The sequence below is a fragment of the Brevibacterium sp. CT2-23B genome (assembly GCF_013168765.1).
Lineage (GTDB): Bacteria > Actinomycetota > Actinomycetes > Actinomycetales > Brevibacteriaceae > Brevibacterium > Brevibacterium sediminis.
In genome coordinates this window covers 99,405-118,777 of the sequence record NZ_JABBYK010000001.1, presented here as the reverse complement: position 1 = coordinate 118,777, position 19,373 = coordinate 99,405, and the positions used below count along the sequence as shown (strand labels likewise).

16 protein-coding genes are annotated in these 19,373 nt (G+C 64.1%); 11 read left to right on the top strand and 5 right to left on the bottom strand.

What is annotated here, in order from left to right; translation table 11 throughout:
• The first annotated feature begins 63 nt into the window (after positions 1–63).
• Together HIM68_RS00525 and rraA are read left to right on the top strand one after the other, a co-directional pair.
• Positions 64–1,086, top strand: a complete 1,023-nt coding sequence (locus tag HIM68_RS00525) for a D-cysteine desulfhydrase (RefSeq protein ID WP_172168735.1) — start codon at positions 64–66, stop codon at positions 1,084–1,086.
• 38 nt (positions 1,087–1,124) lie between these two features.
• Positions 1,125–1,592: a ribonuclease E activity regulator RraA gene (gene rraA / locus HIM68_RS00520; protein WP_172168732.1), complete on the top strand. Its 468-nt coding sequence runs from the start codon at positions 1,125–1,127 to the stop codon at positions 1,590–1,592.
• A gap of 12 nt (positions 1,593–1,604) precedes the next feature.
• Here the strand turns inward: rraA and HIM68_RS00515 are convergent, their stop codons facing one another.
• Positions 1,605–2,120: a hypothetical protein gene (locus tag HIM68_RS00515; RefSeq protein ID WP_172168729.1), complete on the bottom strand. Its 516-nt coding sequence runs from the start codon at positions 2,118–2,120 to the stop codon at positions 1,605–1,607.
• A 181-nt stretch (positions 2,121–2,301) separates the two neighbouring features.
• Here HIM68_RS00515 and HIM68_RS00510 point away from each other — a divergent pair, with 181 nt between their 5' ends.
• On the top strand, positions 2,302–3,261 hold the full coding sequence (locus HIM68_RS00510; RefSeq protein ID WP_172168726.1) for a VOC family protein: 960 nt from the start codon (positions 2,302–2,304) through the stop codon (positions 3,259–3,261).
• 92 nt (positions 3,262–3,353) lie between these two features.
• Here the strand turns inward: HIM68_RS00510 and HIM68_RS00505 are convergent, their stop codons facing one another.
• On the bottom strand, positions 3,354–5,444 hold the full coding sequence (locus HIM68_RS00505; protein ID WP_172170179.1) for a heavy metal translocating P-type ATPase: 2,091 nt from the start codon (positions 5,442–5,444) through the stop codon (positions 3,354–3,356).
• A gap of 172 nt (positions 5,445–5,616) precedes the next feature.
• Here HIM68_RS00505 and HIM68_RS00500 point away from each other — a divergent pair, with 172 nt between their 5' ends.
• Positions 5,617–6,678: a 2,3-butanediol dehydrogenase gene (locus tag HIM68_RS00500; protein WP_172168724.1), complete on the top strand. Its 1,062-nt coding sequence runs from the start codon at positions 5,617–5,619 to the stop codon at positions 6,676–6,678.
• 123 nt (positions 6,679–6,801) lie between these two features.
• Here the strand turns inward: HIM68_RS00500 and HIM68_RS00495 are convergent, their stop codons facing one another.
• Both HIM68_RS00495 and HIM68_RS00490 read right to left on the bottom strand, forming a co-directional pair.
• Positions 6,802–7,515 (bottom strand): type II CAAX endopeptidase family protein, encoded by a 714-nt coding sequence (locus HIM68_RS00495; protein WP_172168722.1) that lies wholly within the window; start codon positions 7,513–7,515, stop codon positions 6,802–6,804.
• 77 nt (positions 7,516–7,592) lie between these two features.
• Positions 7,593–8,429, bottom strand: coding sequence for a MerR family transcriptional regulator (locus HIM68_RS00490; protein WP_172168720.1), 837 nt, complete (start codon positions 8,427–8,429; stop codon positions 7,593–7,595).
• A gap of 309 nt (positions 8,430–8,738) precedes the next feature.
• Between HIM68_RS00490 and HIM68_RS00485 the strand changes: the two genes are divergently transcribed.
• The 7 genes from HIM68_RS00485 to HIM68_RS00455 all read left to right on the top strand — a co-directional run bounded on the left by HIM68_RS00485 (position 8,739) and on the right by HIM68_RS00455 (position 18,665).
• Positions 8,739–10,184, top strand: a complete 1,446-nt coding sequence (locus HIM68_RS00485) for a GntP family permease (protein ID WP_172168718.1) — start codon at positions 8,739–8,741, stop codon at positions 10,182–10,184.
• Positions 10,181–11,587, top strand: a complete 1,407-nt coding sequence (locus tag HIM68_RS00480; RefSeq protein ID WP_253903671.1) for a four-carbon acid sugar kinase family protein — start codon at positions 10,181–10,183, stop codon at positions 11,585–11,587. Before HIM68_RS00485 ends, HIM68_RS00480 begins: the two co-directional genes overlap by 4 nt.
• A 65-nt stretch (positions 11,588–11,652) precedes the next feature.
• On the top strand, positions 11,653–12,699 hold the full coding sequence (pdxA, locus tag HIM68_RS00475; protein ID WP_139469610.1) for a 4-hydroxythreonine-4-phosphate dehydrogenase PdxA: 1,047 nt from the start codon (positions 11,653–11,655) through the stop codon (positions 12,697–12,699).
• A gap of 66 nt (positions 12,700–12,765) precedes the next feature.
• Entirely contained in the window at positions 12,766–13,491 is a 726-nt protein-coding gene (locus HIM68_RS00470) for a DeoR/GlpR family DNA-binding transcription regulator (protein ID WP_172168716.1), read from the top strand.
• A 162-nt stretch (positions 13,492–13,653) separates the two neighbouring features.
• A complete protein-coding gene (locus tag HIM68_RS00465) occupies positions 13,654–15,111 on the top strand; it encodes an amino acid permease (protein WP_229663875.1) in 1,458 nt (485 codons plus the stop codon).
• 423 nt (positions 15,112–15,534) lie between these two features.
• Positions 15,535–16,917: an MFS transporter gene (locus HIM68_RS00460; RefSeq protein ID WP_172168714.1), complete on the top strand. Its 1,383-nt coding sequence runs from the start codon at positions 15,535–15,537 to the stop codon at positions 16,915–16,917.
• A 131-nt stretch (positions 16,918–17,048) separates the two neighbouring features.
• A complete protein-coding gene (locus tag HIM68_RS00455) occupies positions 17,049–18,665 on the top strand; it encodes a nuclease-related domain-containing DEAD/DEAH box helicase (protein WP_172168712.1) in 1,617 nt (538 codons plus the stop codon).
• Positions 18,666–18,707: 42 nt separating this feature from the next.
• Here HIM68_RS00455 and HIM68_RS00450 read toward each other — a convergent pair whose 3' ends face one another.
• Positions 18,708–19,346, bottom strand: a complete 639-nt coding sequence (locus tag HIM68_RS00450; RefSeq protein WP_172168710.1) for a TetR/AcrR family transcriptional regulator — start codon at positions 19,344–19,346, stop codon at positions 18,708–18,710.
• Positions 19,347–19,373: the final 27 nt, after the last annotated feature.

Below are 19,373 nucleotides of genomic sequence, written 5' to 3'. Positions count from 1 at the left end.
GTTGACCAGATTCTGGTCGGCATCTTGTCAGCAGGGCTGAGCAGCTCGGTAGACTCGGGAACCATGGTCGCCCTGAATGAAGTCCCGCGCCGTCGCTACACCGCGGGGCCGACGCCTCTCCAACATCTGCGGAGCCTGTCCGCCGAACTCGGCGGACCGCGGATCTGGATCAAACGCGATGACCAACTGGGGCTGACTCAGGGCGGGAACAAGACGCGCAAGCTCGAGTTTCTCATCGCCGATGCCCTGGAACAGGGCGCAGACACGCTCATCACCGTCGGCGGGGTGCAGTCCAATCACTGTCGACTGACCTTGTCAGCTGCACGCGTCGAGGGCCTCGACTGTCACCTCATCGTCGAAGAGGACCTCGGACCTGACGGCACCGCCCTCGGACCGGCAGGGTCGAACCCGCCGCAGTACACGGGCAATTTCCTGCTCTTCGACCTCCTCGGCGCGGATTCGGTCACGATGCTCGGCCACGGGGCCGACCTCCTCGGCGAGGCTGAAGAACTGGCTGAGAAGCTGCGCGGCGAGGGCAGGAAGCCTTACGTCATCCCGGTGGGCGGGTCGAATCCGATCGGTGCGCTCGGGTACGTCGACTGTGCCGTTGAGATGCTCGACCAATTCGCCGAGGCGGGGCTGGATTCGCCCACGATCGTCACGCCCAGCGGTTCGGCCGGAATGCAGGCCGGACTCGTCGTCGGCCTCCACAGAGCAGGAAGCGATGCTCCGGTCATCGGCATCAACGTCAGCCGGACACAGGCGGAGCAGGAGCCGAAGATCGTCGACCTCGTCGATTCCACGGCGCACTTCCTCGATCTGCCCCCGGTCCCTCGCGACGCCACAGTGGGACTCGGCGACTATGTCGGGACGGGATACGCTCTGCCGACTCCCGAGATGGTCGAGGCCGTGCGTCTCTTCGCCCGCACCGAGGGCATCGTCCTCGACCCGGTCTATACCGGCAAGGCAGCGGCCGGCCTCATCGACCTCATCAGATCCGGCCGTTTCTCTTCCGAGGACGAGGTCACCTTCATCCACTCCGGCGGAGTCCCCGGACTCTACGCCCGTACCCGGGCGTTTGCCTGAGCACCACTCAGCTCCCACCACCGACGGAAGGCACCCAGATGACAGTTTCGACAGCAGACCTGTGGGACGAACGCGGCGACGAGCTCTATTCGATCGCTCTGAACTTCGGCGATTTCGGAGCCAAAACGTCATTCTCCGGACCGGCCCGCACCATCCGCTGCTACCAGGACAACGGACTGGTCAAGCAGACCCTCAACCAGCCCGGCGACGGCGCCGTGCTCGTCATCGACGGTGACGGATCGATCGCCACCGCCCTCATGGGTGACATGATCGCCGAGGCAGGAGTTCGAAACGGCTGGAACGGCGTCGTCATCAACGGTGCCGTCCGTGACCGTGAGGCGCTGGCCGAGATGGAGTTCGGCATCAAGGCTCTGGCCAGCAACCCGCGCAAGAGCGCGAAGGACGGTGCCGGTGAGATCGACGTGACCCTGGAGATCGGCGGCGCGACGATCCGCCCGGGAGCGATGGTCTTCGCCGACGCCGACGGCGTTGCAGTCGAGAAGTAGGGCGGCAGAGACTCAGCGGTGAATGGTGTCGAAGCTCTGTTCGGCTGAGTCCCAGATATCGGCAACAGCGATCTGACCATCAGCGGTGAGCTCTTCGACAGTCGACCGGTCGTAGAGGTACGCCCACTCCCCTGCCGACACGACTCCGGTGACCACGAGGATGTCATAGTCGAAACCCGCCCGTGACGTCGCCTGGACGATGAACGCCGTGGCTTCCAAGTCTTTGACTCTGTCCTCGGTCGAGGCGAAGTGGACATGAAGGCGTTCGGGTTCGGTCTCCTGGTTGAAGTCGGGGTTCGTCTCGGATTCGAGACTCACCTCGACGCCGTCAAAGGACTGCGCCACATAATCCGAGAGCTCGTCGAGGGAATCGAAGCCCTGCTCCACGACATCCAGAGTCGCCGTCGGCGTCGTTTCGGATTCCGACGATGAGCCGGAATCGGAGCCGCAGCCGCTGAGAGAGATGAGTGCGGCGGTCAGGAGCCCAGCGACGGCGAGAGCAGGGGCGGACCTCGATTCGAACCTCATGGCACCAGCCTATCGGCGGACACGCGTTGGTACCGCATCGCCTCGGTCGCACCGTGGGCGCTCCGGTGGGATCCGGGGCGCCTCGGTGCAGATCGGGAATAGATCCATCTCCCATTTAGTTGAATCTTCAATCATATTGACCTACACTGGCAACAACAGCCGATCCGCTCAGGAGAACAGCATGCCCACCACTCCCATTCAGGCGCCAAAGCCCACCGATCTGCAGACGCCCGTCGTCGATGAGAAGCGACTCAGCGCTGCCACCGGAATGGACGCCGTGACGCTGCGCGTCGGCGATCTCGAGAAGATGTCGAACTACTACTCGAACGCCCTCGCCATGGAGCCCCTCGAGGAGACCTCCCGCGACAGTGAGGTCCACCGCGTGCTCGGCCGCGGCACCACTCCCCTGGTCAAGCTCGTCGCAACCCCGGGCCTGCCCGGCGTCGACCCCAAGCAGGCCGGCTTGTTCCACACCGCGTTCCTGTTCGACACCAAGGAAGCCCTGGCAGCCACGGTCGCCCACGCCGCGCAGAACACCAACAGCACCTTCGTCGGCTCCAGCGATCACCTGGTCAGTCAGGCCTTCTACTTCACCGACCCCGAAGGCAACGGCATCGAGCTCTACATCGACCGAGCCCGCTCGGAATGGACTCACTCACTCGACGGTGAGGTCCAGATGGATACGCTCTACCTCGATCCGAACCGCTTCCTCGAACGCCACCTCAACCAGGACGTCCTCGCGAACACTGCCGCCGAACCCGGCATCGTCGGCCACGTCCACCTGCAGGTCGGCAATATCCCGCAGGCCCGCGAGTTCTACGTCGACGCCCTCGGCTTCGAACCCTCACTGTCGTCGATGCCCGGAGTCCTCTTCGCAGCGGCCGGCGGCTACCACCACCACGTGGCCATTAACACCTGGAACAGCCGCGGTGCCGGCCCCCGGGCGGCCAGCCTCGGCCTCGGGGATGTGGCGATCACCGTTCCCGGGCGCGAGGATCTGGATGCACTGGTCGCGCGTCTGCGTGCGCACAGCCTCGATTTCGCCGATGACGGACGTTCGGTGCGAGTCGTCGACCCGTGGGGCACGCAGGTCACTCTGGCCACCGGAACCAGCTCCATCGACGAGACGCTGGCGCGCTGACACTCCGCCGGTGCGAAGAGCTCCGCCGGTCAGAACACGCTGAGGCGGGTGATGCTCAACGGCATCACCCGCCTCAGTCGTCTCCGCCGAGATCAGCTCTTGAAATGCACTCGCTCGACAGCCGCCTGCGGATGAAGGTCGAGTCGACGCAGCAGCTGAGCGTTGAGGGCGACGACGATCGTCGAGATCGACATCAGGATCGCGCCCACGCTCATCGGCAGAACGAACCCGATGGGAGCGAGGATTCCTGCCGCCAACGGCACCGACAGCAGGTTGTATCCGGCCGCCCACCACAGGTTCTGCTTCATCTTCCGGTAAGTCGCGCGAGAGAGCTCGACGATCGAGAGCACTGAACGCGGATCGTCGGAGGCGAGGATGACTCCGGCAGAGCCGATGGCCACGTCGGTTCCGGCACCGATGGCGATGCCGACATCGGCCTGCGCCAAAGCCGGCGCATCGTTGACCCCGTCACCAACCATCGCCACACGACGGCTTTCCCCCTGCAGCTCGGAGACCTTCGCAGCCTTGTCAGCGGGGTGGACACCGGCGTAGACACGGTCGATGCCGAGCTCGGAGGCAACGGACTGCGCGACCGCCTCGGCGTCTCCGGTGATCATCACGACCCGCGCACCGATGGCATGAAGCGCATCGACGGCATCACGCGATTCCGGGCGGATCTCATCGGCCAGCCGCAGGGCACCGACAACGGCTCCATCGACGAGCACATGGAGGATGATGGCGCCTTCGGCCCTCCACGCTTCCGCGGCCTTCGCCTCGGGGGCATCGTGCGCCTCGAGCAGCCTGGGTCCACCGACCTCGACCGTCTCGCCTGCGATGACGGCTCTGACACCGACCGCAGGTGACGAGGAGAAGTCGGATGCACTCGGCACGTCGATCCCTCGATCAGCGGCTGCCTTGACGATGGCGGTGGCCAACGGGTGTTCGCTGTCGGCTTCGGCCGCGGCGGCCAGACCGAGCAATTCATCCTCGGTCCGCGCGGCCCCGTCGCTCGGTACAGCCTCGATGCTGGTGACTGTCGGCTCACCTTTCGTCAGGGTGCCGGTCTTGTCGAAGAGCACTGAATCGACCGTGCGCATCGTCTCGAGTGCGAGCCGGTCCTTGACGAGGACACCGGCACGGGCCGCGCGCTCGGTGGCGATGGAGACGACCAGGGGAATGGCCAGGCCCAGGGCGTGAGGACAGGCGATGACGAGCACGGTGATCGTGCGCACGACCGCCGAGTCAGGCATACCGATGAGCGACCAGACTACCGCGGTGATCACGGCAGCGCCGAGAGCGAACCAGAACAGCCAAGCCGAGGCCTTGTCGGCGATGCGCTGCGCACGCGACGAAGAGTTCTGAGCATCGGAGACCAGCTTCTGGATTCCCGCCAGCGTTGTGTCATCACCGATCGCGGTGATCTCGACCCGGAGCCCGGAATCCGTGGCGACGGTGCCAGCCACAACGGCAGCGCCTTCGCCCCGTCGGACCGTGGCGGACTCTCCGGTGACCATGGACTCGTCCATATGGGCCGAACCGTCGATGATCCGACCGTCGGCGGGAACCGAGGAGCCGGGACGGACGAGGACGATGTCACCGACGACAAGCTCGCCCGGAGCGATGGCCACCGTCTCCCCATCGACGATCTTCTCCGCCTCATCGGGCAGCAGTGCGGCGAGACTGTCCAGCGCCGAGGTGGTCTGTGCCAGTGAGCGCATCTCCATCCAGTGACCGGCGAGCATGATCACGACCAACAGGGCCAGCTCCCACCAGAAGTCGAGCTGCGGGTCGAGCAGACCCAACGACGAGCCCCAGGAGGAGATGAACGCGACCGTGATTGCCAGTGCGATGAGCAGCATCATGCCGGGGCTGCGCCCCTTGATCTCGTCGAGCCCGCCGGTCAGGAAGGGTTTGCCGCCCCAGACGTACATGACGGTGCCGAGGATCGGCGCGAGCCATCGGAGTGCACCGAGGATGCCGGTTTCGGGAACCTCATAGCCGACGAGGTGGCCGAACATCGGGCTGAACGCGACGACAGGCACGGCGATGACGAGCATGATCCAGAACAGGCGACGGAACTGCGCGACGTGATCGCCGTGACCCGCATGCCCTGCGTGCCCGCCGTGGCCCGAATGTCCGGAATGTCCCTCGTGACCAGAATGTCCCGGTTCATCGGGCCGCATATGCCGATGATTCTGCTGGTTGTCCATACCCCGAAGATATACCCCCTAGGGGTATAAATCAACGGTGAGTCCCCTCACGTGCAATCCCATGCAACCCTGGCTCTCATGTCGCAGGCGCTCTAGCGTCGAAGAACGCCGAACGGCCCATATAGGCCTCACGAAAGGACTCAACATGAGAGCAGCACGGTTCCACGCACGCAAAGACATCCGGATCGACGATATTCCAGAGCCCGAACTGCAACCGGGCACAGTCGCCATCGACGTGGCATGGTGCGGGATCTGCGGAACTGACCTCCACGAATACCTCGAAGGGCCGATCTTCGTCCCACCGGCGGGCCACCCCCACCCGATCTCCGGCGAATCCGCGCCGGTGACTATGGGACATGAGTTCTCCGGCACGATCACCGAACTCGGTGAAGGTGTCAGCGATCTGGAGGTCGGCCAGAACGTCGTCGTCGAGCCCTACATCATCGCCGACGATGTCGACACCAGCCCCGGTCAGAGCTATCAGCTGTCCGAGAATATGAACTTCATCGGCCTCGGCGGTCGCGGTGGCGGGCTATCGGAGAAGATCGTCGTCCAGCGTCGCTGGGTCCACCCCATCGGCGACATTCCACTCGATCAAGCTGCACTGATCGAACCGTTGTCAGTCGCGCACCACGCAGTTGTGCGATCTGATGCTGGAGCAGGCCAGATCGCCGTCGTCGGCGGCGCGGGCCCGATCGGCCTCCTCACCGCCGCCGTCCTCAAGGCCAAGGGGCTGACCGTCTACATTTCCGAACTCTCTGAGGCGCGGAAGGAGATGGCACTGTCGACTGGCGTTGCCGATGAAGTTCTCGATCCGCGAGATTCCGATGTCGCAGAGACCGTTCGCGAGCGCACGGATGGGCGAGGAGCCGACGTGGGATTCGAATGCTCGTCCGTTCCCGCGGTTCTGGACATGCTCATCGACGCCACTCGCCCCGGAGGCGTCATCGTCAACGTCTCCATCTGGGGGCATAAGCCCGAAGTCGATATGCCGAAGCTGGTCCTCAAAGAGATCGATCTCAGAGGAACGATCGGCTACTCCGGTGACCACCCCGAGACGATCCGACTAGCCGCCGACGGAACCATCGATCTCTCCGCATTCATCACCGCACGCATCGGCCTGGACGAACTCGTCTCAGGCGGGTTCGACGAACTCATCAACAACAACGAGCAACACGTGAAGATCATCGTCGATCCGCGCGCCTGAACTCCCAGCCTAGAGAGCACCAGCCCAACATCAGAAGGAGGCCGTTAAGGATCCTCCGCCTACACCCGGCCCCTGCCGGACTCTCGAGTCCGGCAGGGGCACCGCCTTCGTAGCGACACTCCTTCAGCCCAGGAAAGCGGCAAGAACAACGGGAACGAACGCCGCGCAGGCATTGTTGAAGCCATGAGAGACGACTCCCGGCCAGACCGATCCGGTCCGGTGGAACAGAATCCCATTGATGATTCCGACGATGAACGCAACGGGAAGGACGGGGTTGATTCCGTGAGCGAGGGCGAAGATCGCCGCGCTGACGATGATTCCGACCCACGGCCCGAAACGCAGCAGCCCCGATGTGAGCACACCACGGAAGAAGAACTCCTCCCCGAGCGGCGTCAGTATCGAGCCCATGATCACGGTGCCGATGACCGCGAGCACTCCCCCGGCGGCAGCAGCTTGATAGTCGCCCTGCACGTTCTCAATTCCGCCGTTGACCGAATAGGCGATCAGCGAGACGATCGCGCCGAGGATCCAGCAGACCACGCCGAGTCCGGCGCCGAGGAGAAGCGACTTCCAGGATGCCTTGCGCAGCCCGAAGGCGGCGAGTCCGCGGCGCTTGATCACATAGGCGGCGGCGAATGCGGCCAGTCCCATGACCCCGGACAGCGCAAGCTGAATGACGCCGCCCAGCTCGGAGAGACCATCCGGAATCATCTTGAGGATGAGGAAGACCGCACCGAATGCGAGCACATAGGCGATGAGGCCGACGATCATCTCCGACCAGCCGGGGCGGTCGGCCCGGCTGGGCGATTGAACTGAGGTGTCGATCTGGAGTTGCATGACTCGGTCCTTCCGTAGAGCTCCGAACTGCTTGACACCCTCAGCAAAAACTGTGCCCTAAGGGCAGGGTCAAGGGTTCAGCCAGAAGTTTCTTCGGATTCGGCCGGTGCTCGATCCTCACCCGCCGTCCCATTGATCTCCTCGACCCGCACCAGCACCTCGATCTGGGCGCGATTGTAGAGCCGCACCATGGCCTCACCGATCGTCTGCTGCATCCTTCTGCGCTTCCTACGCGGAACGTCGTCGAGGAGATCCGCCCAACCGTACTTCTCGCCGATGGCCTTGACCTGCGGAGCATATCGTCGAGCCAGGTTGTCTCTCACTTCTGCAGAGGCATTCGGGGAGATCGATTGAAACTCCCGCGATGCCTCGGTCGAGTTCACCTCGGCGAGCATCGCGCGCAGGGACGCCACAGACTTCGCGTCGAGGACCTGGGAATAGACGAGGAGCAGTCCTCGATCCGCTTCTGTGAGGGTGCCCCGCACCTCTCCGAATCCGCTCGGCAGATCCATGGCAGTGCCGTGATCGAGAATGGCCGCGATGTCCTCGCGCATCTGCTCCCGACGAGAGATGTCAGCTGCCAGCTCCGCATCCAGCGCCCTCAACGCCGAGTGCATCTCTCCCACCTCTTCGGCCCGCCCGCCGTCGCGAACGACCGCACCGTCGCCCTGACCACTTCGACCCCGAGCGTCGACCATGAGACCGGGCTCGAAGTCGCGGATCTGGCTGAGCGAGAAGCCGAGTTCGCTCAGCCGCCTGATCTGCAGCAGCCGCACAAGGTGCTCGGCACGGTACTGCTTGTAGCCGTTCGCGGCGCGTTCCGGCTCGGCCAGCAGCCCGCGATCGTGATAGTGCCTCACCGTCTTGACCGTCGTACCGGCCAGATCCGCCAAATCACGAGTACTCCATGCCATCGGCGACGGTCTCCTCCCGACTACTCGACTGCGCGGAGCCCGAACGGTTCGATGCCAGAGCGCCGCGACGCAGTCCCGCGCCCTCGTGACGAAGCCTATCCGGACCGTACCCCTCAGCGCATTCACCGAGCCGAGACGAACGCACCGAGATTCAACATTGCATAAATGCGCAGTTATGACACATACTTGCTCATACTGTTCAACTTCGATGCTGATCGTCGACTGCCCAACGGGCATCGCACATCAGGTCGAAGCCAATGAGAACCACACGCCCTGGCTCCCTGAGCCGGCCTCACTGCGGAGGACCATATGGACCTGCAACTCATCCTGGCGCTGGTCGCCGGAATCGCGACGATCGTCGTCATCGTGCTCGCGACCCGGCTCGACGCCTTCATCGCCCTGCTCCTGGCAGCGGTCGTCACCGGCATCGTCGCCGGCCAGGACCTGCTCTCGATCGTCGACTCCATCACCACGGGCTTCGGCGACACCCTGGCCAGCATCGGCATCGTCATCGGACTCGGTGTCGGCATCGGCAAGATCCTCGAAGTCTCCGGTGCCGCCGACTCCCTTGCCCGCGCCTTCCTGCGCGCCTTCGGCAAAGGCCGTGAGCCCTGGGCAATGGGCACCGTCGGCTCCCTCGTCTCCATCCCCGTCTTCTGCGACTCCGGATACGTCATCATGAACCCGCTGGCCCGCTCGATCGCCCGCGTGAAGAAGGGCGGCTATGTCACCCTCGCCCTGGCTCTCGGCTGCGGAATGACGCTGACCCACCATATGGTGCCGCCGACGCCCGGTCCGCTGGCAGCCACCGGCATCCTCGGCGCCGATATCGGTGCAGTCATCCTCGCCGGTCTCGTGTTCACCGTCGTCCTTCTGCCCGTAGTCGTCGTCTACGCTCGCTGGATCGGACCGAAGCTCGAACCCGTCCTCAACGCCCAGGTCAAGCATGATGTCTACGCCGAGGCGGTCGCCGAAACCGCATCAGGTTCCGCCGGAGGCACCGTCCTCACCGCCGAAGGCGGAGACGCGACGGGACCCGATTCCGCTCCCGATTCGTCGAAGAAGCCGGGCGCCTTCCTCGGTTTCCTTCCGCTCATCGTCCCGCTCCTGCTCATCGTCGCCAACACCGTGAGCACCGCGATCGACAAGAACGCTCAGGGCGAACTTGCCGGAGACGCCTACGAGCCCTCCGCCTGGGTCGCACCTCTGGCCTTCCTCGGTAACCCCGTCGTCGCTCTGATCATCGGCCTCGTCCTCGCCGTCTACACGTTGCTGCCCCGCGTAACCCCACGCAACCAGGTGCAGAGTTGGCTGGCCGACGGCGCCGCCTCAGCCGGACTCATCCTGCTCATCACCGGCGCCGGGGGAAGCTTCGGACTGGTGCTGCGCGAGTCGGGCGTCGGTGATGCCCTCGCCGAGGCGATCGCCTCGATCAGCCTGCCGGCCCTCCTCGTCCCGTTCCTCATCGCCTCGCTCGTGCGTCTGGCTCAGGGATCGGGCACGGTCGCGATGATCACCGCCGCCTCGGTGACGGCTCCGCTCATCGCCCCGCTGGGACTCGACCCGCTGGTGGCCGTGATGGCCTGCACCGCCGGTTCGATGGTCTTCTCCTACTTCAACGACTCCTACTTCTGGGTCGTCACCCGGTTCACCGGCCTCGACGGAATCAATGCCATCAAGGGCTGGTCGGGAATCACCACCGCCGTGTGGATCTGTTCCCTTCCGCTGCTGTTCGTGCTCGACTTGGTCGTATGAGCGCCTCCCGAATGTCCGACTCCGAAACGACCGCAGCCGCCTCGGCCCAGGCGAGTCCGCGCATCCTCATCGTCGCCGACGACCTCACCGGCGGAAATGCGTGCGGAGCCCTGTTCGCCGAGGCGGGGCTGCGGACGATCACCGTCACCGATACCAGGCCGGCCGGCAACCTCGACATCAGCGGACTGCTCGATGACTTCGACGCGGTCGTCGTCAACACGGACTCCCGGCACCTGCCCGCACGGCAGGCAAGTGAGCTCTACACCGAGCTCATCGAAACCGCCGGGGCTGTCGACCTCGTAGCATGCCGAATCGACACCACCCTGCGCGGCAACGTCGGACCCGCCGCGGCCGCCGCCATCTCGGCCCGCAGACGATCTCTCGCCGCGACCGACGGGCCACGCCACCGCGTACTGGGCCTGTGCGTGCCGGCGTTCCCTGCCGCAGGCAGAACCACCGTGCAGGGGCGACAGCTGCTGGGCGGCCGACTGCTCGAACACACCGAGCTCGCCCATGACGTCCGCTCCCCCATGCGCACCTCCGTCATCGAGGACATCCTTGCCGCCGGCACGGATCTCAACAGCCGCCTCATCGATATCGCCACGGTGCTGGCCGGTCGGGATGCCGTACGCACCGCCGTACTCGACGCCATCGGCGAAGGAACGGACGTGCTCATCGCCGATGCCCTGACCACCGACCACATCGACCTCGTCGGGTCCGTCATGGCTGAGATCAGCCACGAGCTCGCCGAGGCGGCTTCCCCCGACATCCGCGACCGGGCAGGTCTGGCCGACGGTGAGCGGTTGGACTGGGTGACCATCGACCCCGGGCCCGGCAGCCTCGCCCTGGCTCAGTCTCGGCTGCCGACTCGCGCCGACGGCATTCTGCTCGGCATTTCGGGATCGGCCACTGAGGTCACCCGTGCACAGCTTGCAGCAGTGGCCGAGGACCCCACGATCACGGTCCTGCGTGCACCTTTGGACGACGCGGGACTGCCCGATGTCGAGGCCGCACTCGGCCTCATCGATCGGACCGCCTCGGCGCGGGCGATCATCATCGCCACCGTCCTCGAGACCAGCGACCTGCGCGAACTCACCGACGCTGAATCCGAAGAGACGACACGGCGCCTGGCACTGATCGCCTCGGCGGTCATGTCCGCCATCCCGGTCTCCGGCCTCTACACCACCGGCGGGGACGTCACTGCCACGGTGATGCGCGAGCTCGGTGCGATGGGGATGGAGATAGACAAGGAGATCGTGCCTCTGGCCGTGGGCGGTCGCCTCGTCGGCGGAAGCGCTGACGGACTGCCGATCGTCACGAAAGGCGGGCTCATCGGTGACACCGGCACCGCCGTCGACTGCCTCGAATTCCTGTCGACGACTGCTCGCGTCAGGCGAGACTGAATCGTGCACGACGACCCCAGCACCCCACCCACCGACATCCATCCGAACCATCTGAGGAGACAGAAATGACAGCACCAGCACTCGCCGTGACCGTGGGTGACCCGGTCGGAATCGGACCGGAGATCACCGCCACGGTGCTTGCGGAGTTCGCCGGCAGAGACGATCAGCATGGAATCGCTGTGGCGGATCTGGCCGTGATGAAACGGGCCGTCGACGTCCTCGGACTCGACGTCGAACTGCGCTCCATCTCCGACTGGTCGACCCCGTCAGCCGGTGAAGGCGTCATCGACGTCTTCGATATCGGCGTTCTCGGGGATGACCTTCCTGACTGGGGAGTCGTCGATGCCCGCGCCGGCAGGGCTTCGGTGGCCGCGATCGAGCTCGCCACCAAGGCGGCCATGGATCAGCAGGTCGCCGGCATCGTCACCGGCCCCATCAACAAGGAAGCCGTATGGAAGTCCGGTTCGCAGCACCTCGGGCACACCGAGATGCTCGGTGAGCTGACCGGAGTGACGAAGCAGGACACGATGTTCGTCGTGGAGAACACGAAGGTCCCCGACCACAAACTCCAGATCTTCTTCGCCACCCGCCACATGTCCCTGCGCAAGGCTCTCGACGCCCTGACCGTGGACACTCAGGTCGACTCCATCGAACGCGCCCATCGTGCCCTCCAGCTCTACGGCGTCACCTCGCCGAGACTGGCCGTCGCTGCTCTCAACCCCCACGGTGGCGAGAACGGCGCCTTCGGCGACGAGGAGATCGAGATCCTCCGCCCGGCCGTGGAGAAGGTCAATGCGGGTGGCGCCTTCGAAGTCGCCGGACCGATCCCGGCGGATTCCGTCTTCCACCAGGGGCTGACCGGCCGCTATGACGGAATCCTCTCTCAGTACCACGATCAGGGGCACATCGCATCGAAGACCTTCGACTTCGACGGCACCATCTCGGTCACCGTCGGATTGCCGATCCTGCGCACGTCGGTCGATCACGGAACCGCCTTCGACATCGCCGGTCAAGGAATCGCCGATGCGGGCACCATGCGCTCGGCCTACCGCGCGGCCATCGGCTACGCTCCGTTCGTCGACGGCATCCGCGCGGAGTACCTGCCGCAGTAGGCTGAGTCGTATCTCCGGCCGCGGCGTCGCTGCGGCCGGATCACTGCCGAATGAGAGGGAGAACAGATGGCGATCCGCTCAGGGACTCAGCGCCGCCGCGAAGCCATTCTCGGCCTGCTCAAAACCGGCTCGTGGAGCATACCTCGCCTGGCCGAGGCTCTCGAGACCTCGGAATCGACGATCCGCCGCGACCTGCGTGAGTTGGCCGCAGACGGCGAGATCATCCGCACCATCGGCGGAGCCGCAGCCGCCGGCTATGTCGAACCGCCTTTGGGCGAGCGCATGGAGCAGCAGGCGGAGGCGAAGGACACGATCGCCGCACGAGCGCTCGAACGACTCGACGACGCCCGAGTGCGCACCGTCTTCCTCGACGCGGGTTCGACGACCGTGCGTTTGGCCGAGCGGATCAGGGACCGCAAAGAGCTCACCGTGTTCACTCGCGGTCTCGAGATCGCGCTGGCCTTGGCTCATCCCGCCGGCCCCACAGTGATCATGGTCGGCGGCGAGGTCTCGACACTGTCGCACGGCACCACCGGCGCGCTGTCCGATCATGCGCTGTCGCGCATCCATGTCGACGTTGCATTCCTCGGTGCCGATGCCGTGGATCCGGCACAGGGCCTCGGCGAACCGAGTCTCGACGAAGCACGCACGAAAGAGCTCATCGCCGAGCGGGCCGGAGCAGTCGTCGTCCTCGCCGACAGCTCGAAAGCCGGCCGCGATGTCGCCGCATGGGCGCCGATGCCGCCCGGCTGGACGTGGATCGACGAGCACGCGTCCCACCGGCACGATTGACAATACTGCGCTGACAACTCCATTCGCCGACCACCGTGTGATCGACGACATCTGATTCTCGCGACTTCTGTGTAGAATCCCGGAGGCAGTTTCAACAGTGACTGCCTGGAGGCTCGGCATTCGTGCGAAATCCGAGCCCTGGTCTCACAAGGAGAAAGCTCTATGAGCGAACCCCACAACTCGGGTGCTGACACTGACAACGCCGCTGGGGGCGGCAAGCTGCGCAACCGGCACATCACCATGATCACGCTCGGCGGCATCATCGGTGCAAGCCTCTTCGTCGGATCCGGAAACGTCATCCGCTCGACTGGACCGGCTGCCATCCTCTCCTATCTCATCGGCGGACTTCTCGTCTTCCTCGCCATGCGGATGCTCGGTGAGATGTCGGCGCGACGACCTGCCGTCGGCTCCTTTATGGAGTACGCGAACGAGTCCTTGGGCGGGTGGGCCGCCTACCTCGTCGGCTGGCTGTATTGGTACTTCTGGGTCGGCGTCATCGCCTATGAAGCGGTCGTCGGCGGCGGAATCATGTCAGGCTGGTTCCCCGCGATTCCCACCTGGCTCTGGTCCCTCCTCCTCGTCATCGTCTTCATCGGCACGAACGTCCTCTCGGTCCGCGTCTTCGGTGAGGTCGAGTTCTGGCTCGCGAGCATCAAGGTCATCACGATCGTCGTCTTCCTCATCGTCGGTGCACTCTTCGTGTTCGGCGCCTGGCCCAACGCGACGAATTCCGTATCCAACCTGTGGGACCACGGCGGTTTCATGCCCATGGGCTTCAGTGCCGTGATGATCGGCGTGGCCACCGTCATCTTCAGCTACTTCGGCACCGAGATCGCTGTCATGGCATCGGCCGAGTCGGTCGATCCGGCTCGCGGCATCAACCAGGCCACTCGGACCGTCATCTGGCGGATCATGTTGTTCTTCGTCGGCGGCGTGCTCATCATCGTCACCGCGGTTCCCTGGGATGAGTTGCCCGATCCCGATACGATCGCTCCGTTCGCTCATGTCTACGGTCTCTTCGGTCTGCCGGGCGCCTCGGCGATCATGACGATCGTCCTCTTCACCGCCGTCATCTCGGTGCTCAACTCCGGCCTCTATTCGGCCTCCCGCATGTTCGCTTCCCTGGCCGACAAAGGGTATGCGCCCGCGCTCATCCGCAAGCGCTCGAAGACGAACGTCCCAGTGGCCGCTCTCATCGCTTCGAGCCTCGGTGCACTGGCGGCAGTTGTCGCCAACTTCACCGTCCCGGCATCAGGGATCTTCGACTTCATCATGAACTCCGGCGGTCTCGTAGCCCTCTTCGTCTATGTCTTCATTGCCCTCGCCCAGTGGCGCATGCGACTCAAACTCAGCCCGGCCGAGCGAGAAGCTCTGACCTTGAAATCGTGGCTGACGCCGATCCTCAACATCTTCCTCATCATCGTCGTCATCGGCGTCGTCGTCATCATGCTCCTCAGCGAGGACGGCCGGGCACAGGTGTGGACGAGCCTAGTCGCCACTGCGGTGCTCTTCGCCGTGTGGCCGCTGGTCAAGCGTCGCCTCAACGCTCGCGGGATCGATACGTCTCCGGCGATGGATCAGCGTGCAGCAGCCGCGGCGAAGGAATCTGCGGCGTCCTGATCCAGCGCCACCGTTCTGACACCTGAGCCATTCGGCCTGAGTCGATTGAGTGGAGGGATCGTGCATATGCGCGGTCCCTCCGCTCTTTTCGCGAACGGGGGTGGGCGCAACGGTCGGCTGAGGAGAAAGAGAAGACTACTCTTTTCGCTTGCACAGACAAATTCGGTCATTGATTGAGTTTTCTGTCAACCCGATTGCCATAACGATAACTTCACTGTTCCCTGTGAAGAAGACTTGCCGCTCCGATATTGACGACGAAGAGCATTCTTCCAGGTCAGATACGCCAAAGCCGAATATTCTCCTAATGACACGCCGATGATTTGACAGGATTCTTCGATTGAGAAGCTGAGCACAGGCTCGTAACGTGGCTTCGGTTCGAATGAAGGATCACTTCGACTGTGGTCCACATGACTGGAGGAATTCATGAGTATCCCCTATACCTCAGGATCCGCATCACCTGCTTCCCCGCCCGAACCTGATCTCAAGACGGTCCGCAAGGCCGTCGCCGCCTCCGCCCTGGGCAATGCGACGGAGTGGTTCGACTACGGTCTCTACGCCGTTTCAGTGACCTATCTCGCTCAGCACTTCTTCCCCGGCGAGCATGCTCAGCTGATGGCGCTGCTGACGTTCGCAGTGTCCTTCATCTTCCGCCCACTCGGCGGGATCATCTGGGGCCCGATGGGCGATCGCCTCGGCCGCAAACGCGTATTGGCGCTGACGATTCTGCTCATGGCCGGTTCCACCTTCTGCATCGCGCTGCTGCCGTCCTACGCCACGATCGGCGTCGCCGCACCCATCATCCTCGTTCTGCTCCGCGTCATCCAGGGCTTCTCCTCAGGCGGTGAGTATGGTGGTGCCGCCACCTTCATGGCCGAATATGCCCCGGACAACCGGCGCGGATTCTTCGGCAGCTTCCTCGAATTCGGCACTCTGGCCGGAATGGCCGCCGGTTCGCTCTTCGTCCTCCTTCTGCAGCTCGGACTCGGCGAACAGACGATGACGGAATGGGCATGGCGGATTCCGTTCGTCTTCGCCGGTGTGCTCGGCGTCGTCGGCCTGTACCTGCGCTCACAGCTCGACGAATCCCCTGTCTATGAAGAGCTGGACAACAGCGATCAAGGCAAGTCCGTCAAGGAGGTCTTCGCGACCCTGTTCGCGAACTACAAGAAGCAGCTCCTCGTCCTCGGCGGCATGGTCGTCGCGGTCAACGTGGTCAACTACACGCTGCTGTCCTACATGCCCACCTACCTGCAGAACCCGGTCGGCATGAGCGCGAACGCCTCACTGACCGTGATGTTCCTCGCCCAGGCATTCATGATGATCCTCATCCCGTTCGGCGGAATGCTTTCGGACAAGGTAGGACGCAAGCCCGTCTGGTACTTCTCGCTCATCAGCCTCTTCGTCGCGGCGATTCCGATGTTCATGCTCATGGCCAATGGCTTCGTGTGGGCACTCATCGGACTGGCCGTCCTCGGTGTCCTCTACATCCCGCAGATCTCGACCATCTCGGCAACGTTCCCGGCGATGTTCCCCGGACCTGTGCGCTTCGCAGGCTTCGCTATCTCTTACAACGTCTCCACTGCACTGTTCGGTGGCACCGCACCCTCGATCAGCGATGGACTCATCGGCGCGACGGGAAACACCATCATTCCCGCCTACCTCGTCATGGCTGCATGCGCGATCGGTTTGATTGCCACGATCTTCATGAAGGAGACGAACGGTGCCTCGCTGCGCGGCTGCGGCCTCCCCGAGACCGGCGCGGACGTCATCCTCGACGAATCGGAGCTCGTCGACGACGCGAAATGACCGTCCGGACCCCTCGTGACCGCATCTGAGTGACGCGTCACCTACGGCAGAGCAGACCGGCGGCACTACAGCGGAACTTCCGTTGCAGTGTCGCCGGTCTTCTGCGACTGAGTCTGGGTTAATCTCGTGTCATGGTCACGTTGATTCCCGAACAGCCAGATTTCAATGGATCTACGGCCGAGGAGCTCGTGTGGAATGCTCTGTGCCGGCAGCTGCCCGATGCAGCGGCGATCATCCATGGTCAACGACTGACCGGCGATGACAAGGATGTCGAGATCGATTTCCTCATCCTGTGGCCGGGCGCCGGCATCGCCGTCGTCGAGGTCAAAGGCGGACGCGTCGACGTCGTCGACGGCGCTTGGTTCACCTCCGGCGCCCAGGGAAAGCGAAACCGACTGCCCACCTCTCCCCTCGAGCAGGCGATGATCGCCAAGCACACCCTCGTGGACTATCTGCGCCCGCGGCTCTCCCGCCTCCCCGGACCGATCAGCCACCTTGCGGTCCTCCCCTACACGGAACTGCCGAGCGACTGGGACCAGCCGGACGCGCCGAGGCATCAGCTCGTCGACGGCACCGAGATCGGTTCCCTGGCATCGAAGATCGCCACTCAGCTGCGCTTCGACTTCGACCCCGAACGCCACGACCTCACGGCCGGCCACGAGTTCGTGCTGAAGAACCTCCGCAGGACAAACCAGGCGGTGGAGAATCTCAAGCTCAGAGCCTCCGAAATCTCTGACCGAGCCGATGCCCTCAGCCGTGAGCAGGCGAAGCTCATCCGCATCCTCCGCCACCAGAATCGTGCCGAGATCAGCGGCGGTGCAGGATCGGGCAAGACCTATCTGGCCCTGCTCAAGGCCAGAGCGCTGACGCAGGAGGGGAAGAAGGTCGCCCTTATGTGCTATTCCCGCGGGCTCGGCCGCTTCCTCCAGCTCTTCACCGCACAATGGCCCGAAGTCGACCGGCCCGCGTTCGTCGGGCTCTTCCACGACCTGCCCATCAGCTGGGGTGCGCCCACCGGCAGCGACGACGACTCGGAGTACTGGGAACAGCGACTGCCCACGATGCTCAAGGAACTCGCCGACGAGCGTCCGCGCAAGAGACTCTTCGACGCCATCGTCATCGACGAAGGCCAGGACTTCAGCCTGCTGTGGTGGGAAGCCGTCCAATCCTGCCTGCGCAATCAGCTTGCCGACACCCTCTACGTCTTCACCGATGAGCGCCAACGGATCTTCGACCGTCACGGCGAATCACCGATCACGATGAACCCCATCCAGCTCGACGCGAATCTCCGCAACTCATCGCAGATCGTCGCCGGAATCGCCGACCTCGCGTTGGAACCGCCGATCGCACGCAACGGGCCCGGCGACGAAATCGAGTGGATCGACGTCGGCCTCGAGGATGCCGTAGCCGAAGCAGATGGGCAGGTCGAAGCACTCATGGATGCCGGGTGGAACGCCGGCCAGGTCGCACTGCTGACCACCGGATCCAGGCATCCGGAGCAGAAGAACATCGTGGAGAGTGAAGGGATCGCAGCCTACTGGGATCAGTTCTTTGCTGAAGAGGACGTCTTCTACGGGCATGTGCTCGGTTTCAAAGGACTCGAAAGGCCCGCCGTGGTGCTCTGCCTCAACGGGTTCAGAGACCCCCAGCGAGCCATCGACATGCTCTACGTCGGTATGTCGAGAGCGACGACGAAGCTCATCGTCGTCGGTGACCTGACCATCTTCGACGAGATCTACGGCTGCTGATCGCTCAGCTTCTCACCGGCTCTCGTCGGTGGGTCTGCGATGTCAGTCCGGTGCCGCACCCAAGAGCAGGGTTCGCGCGGTCCGCTGCCAGGTGGTGAGCATCGGCTCCCGGTGTGGGTCACGTCGGGAGAAGGTGTAGGTCACGGCCATTCCGCGCATGCTCGCGAAGATCATCGTGAAGACCTCATCGAACTCCGGGTTCCGCGTGACCGCCGATCCGAAGAGCTCACGGGCATTGTCCCTGACGCGGTCGAGGACGATCTTCTCGTGCTCACGGACGTTTCCGGCCAGTTCATCGTCGGTGCGCGAAGCCGTCCACAGCTCGAGGGCAGAGAAGAAGCTGCCGTGCATCAGCCCCGTCCACAGGGTCCGAATCGCCCAATCGCTTCTGGCGTCGGCGGCGTCGGGTCGTTCCGATTCCAGTATCCGACCGAATTCGTCGTCCTGGTCCTCCAGCCGTAGGCTGAGTCTCTGTTCGCCGAGGCGGCTGACTGCAGCCGTGAGCAGATCCTGCTTTGAGGGAAAGTGGTGGAGCAGACGCCCCCTAGTCACCCCCGCGATCGATTGGACTCTCACCGTCGTCGTCGCCGCATATCCTTCGCGCAGCAGGCATTCGATCGTGGCATCGAGGATGAGGTCGCGTGAGCGCGCAGTGCGTTCGGCCTGGTTGCCGGCATCCATCGCATCCCCTTCTGCCGTGTTCCGTTC

What these genes read in the sequence shown, in the direction of transcription:
- HIM68_RS00525 (WP_172168735.1), top strand. Translation starts at nt 64, where the DNA reads ATGGTCGCCCTGAATGAAGTCCCGCGCCGTCGCTACACCGCGGGGCCG.
- rraA (WP_172168732.1), top strand. Translation starts at nt 1,125, where the DNA reads ATGACAGTTTCGACAGCAGACCTGTGGGACGAACGCGGCGACGAGCTC.
- HIM68_RS00515 (WP_172168729.1), bottom strand. Translation starts at nt 2,120, where the DNA reads ATGAGGTTCGAATCGAGGTCCGCCCCTGCTCTCGCCGTCGCTGGGCTC.
- HIM68_RS00510 (WP_172168726.1), top strand. Translation starts at nt 2,302, where the DNA reads ATGCCCACCACTCCCATTCAGGCGCCAAAGCCCACCGATCTGCAGACG.
- HIM68_RS00505 (WP_172170179.1), bottom strand. Translation starts at nt 5,444, where the DNA reads ATGCGGCCCGATGAACCGGGACATTCTGGTCACGAGGGACATTCCGGA.
- HIM68_RS00500 (WP_172168724.1), top strand. Translation starts at nt 5,617, where the DNA reads ATGAGAGCAGCACGGTTCCACGCACGCAAAGACATCCGGATCGACGAT.
- HIM68_RS00495 (WP_172168722.1), bottom strand. Translation starts at nt 7,515, where the DNA reads ATGCAACTCCAGATCGACACCTCAGTTCAATCGCCCAGCCGGGCCGAC.
- HIM68_RS00490 (WP_172168720.1), bottom strand. Translation starts at nt 8,429, where the DNA reads ATGGCATGGAGTACTCGTGATTTGGCGGATCTGGCCGGTACGACGGTC.
- HIM68_RS00485 (WP_172168718.1), top strand. Translation starts at nt 8,739, where the DNA reads ATGGACCTGCAACTCATCCTGGCGCTGGTCGCCGGAATCGCGACGATC.
- HIM68_RS00480 (WP_253903671.1), top strand. Translation starts at nt 10,181, where the DNA reads ATGAGCGCCTCCCGAATGTCCGACTCCGAAACGACCGCAGCCGCCTCG.
- pdxA (WP_139469610.1), top strand. Translation starts at nt 11,653, where the DNA reads ATGACAGCACCAGCACTCGCCGTGACCGTGGGTGACCCGGTCGGAATC.
- HIM68_RS00470 (WP_172168716.1), top strand. Translation starts at nt 12,766, where the DNA reads ATGGCGATCCGCTCAGGGACTCAGCGCCGCCGCGAAGCCATTCTCGGC.
- HIM68_RS00465 (WP_229663875.1), top strand. Translation starts at nt 13,654, where the DNA reads ATGAGCGAACCCCACAACTCGGGTGCTGACACTGACAACGCCGCTGGG.
- HIM68_RS00460 (WP_172168714.1), top strand. Translation starts at nt 15,535, where the DNA reads ATGAGTATCCCCTATACCTCAGGATCCGCATCACCTGCTTCCCCGCCC.
- HIM68_RS00455 (WP_172168712.1), top strand. Translation starts at nt 17,049, where the DNA reads ATGGTCACGTTGATTCCCGAACAGCCAGATTTCAATGGATCTACGGCC.
- HIM68_RS00450 (WP_172168710.1), bottom strand. Translation starts at nt 19,346, where the DNA reads ATGGATGCCGGCAACCAGGCCGAACGCACTGCGCGCTCACGCGACCTC.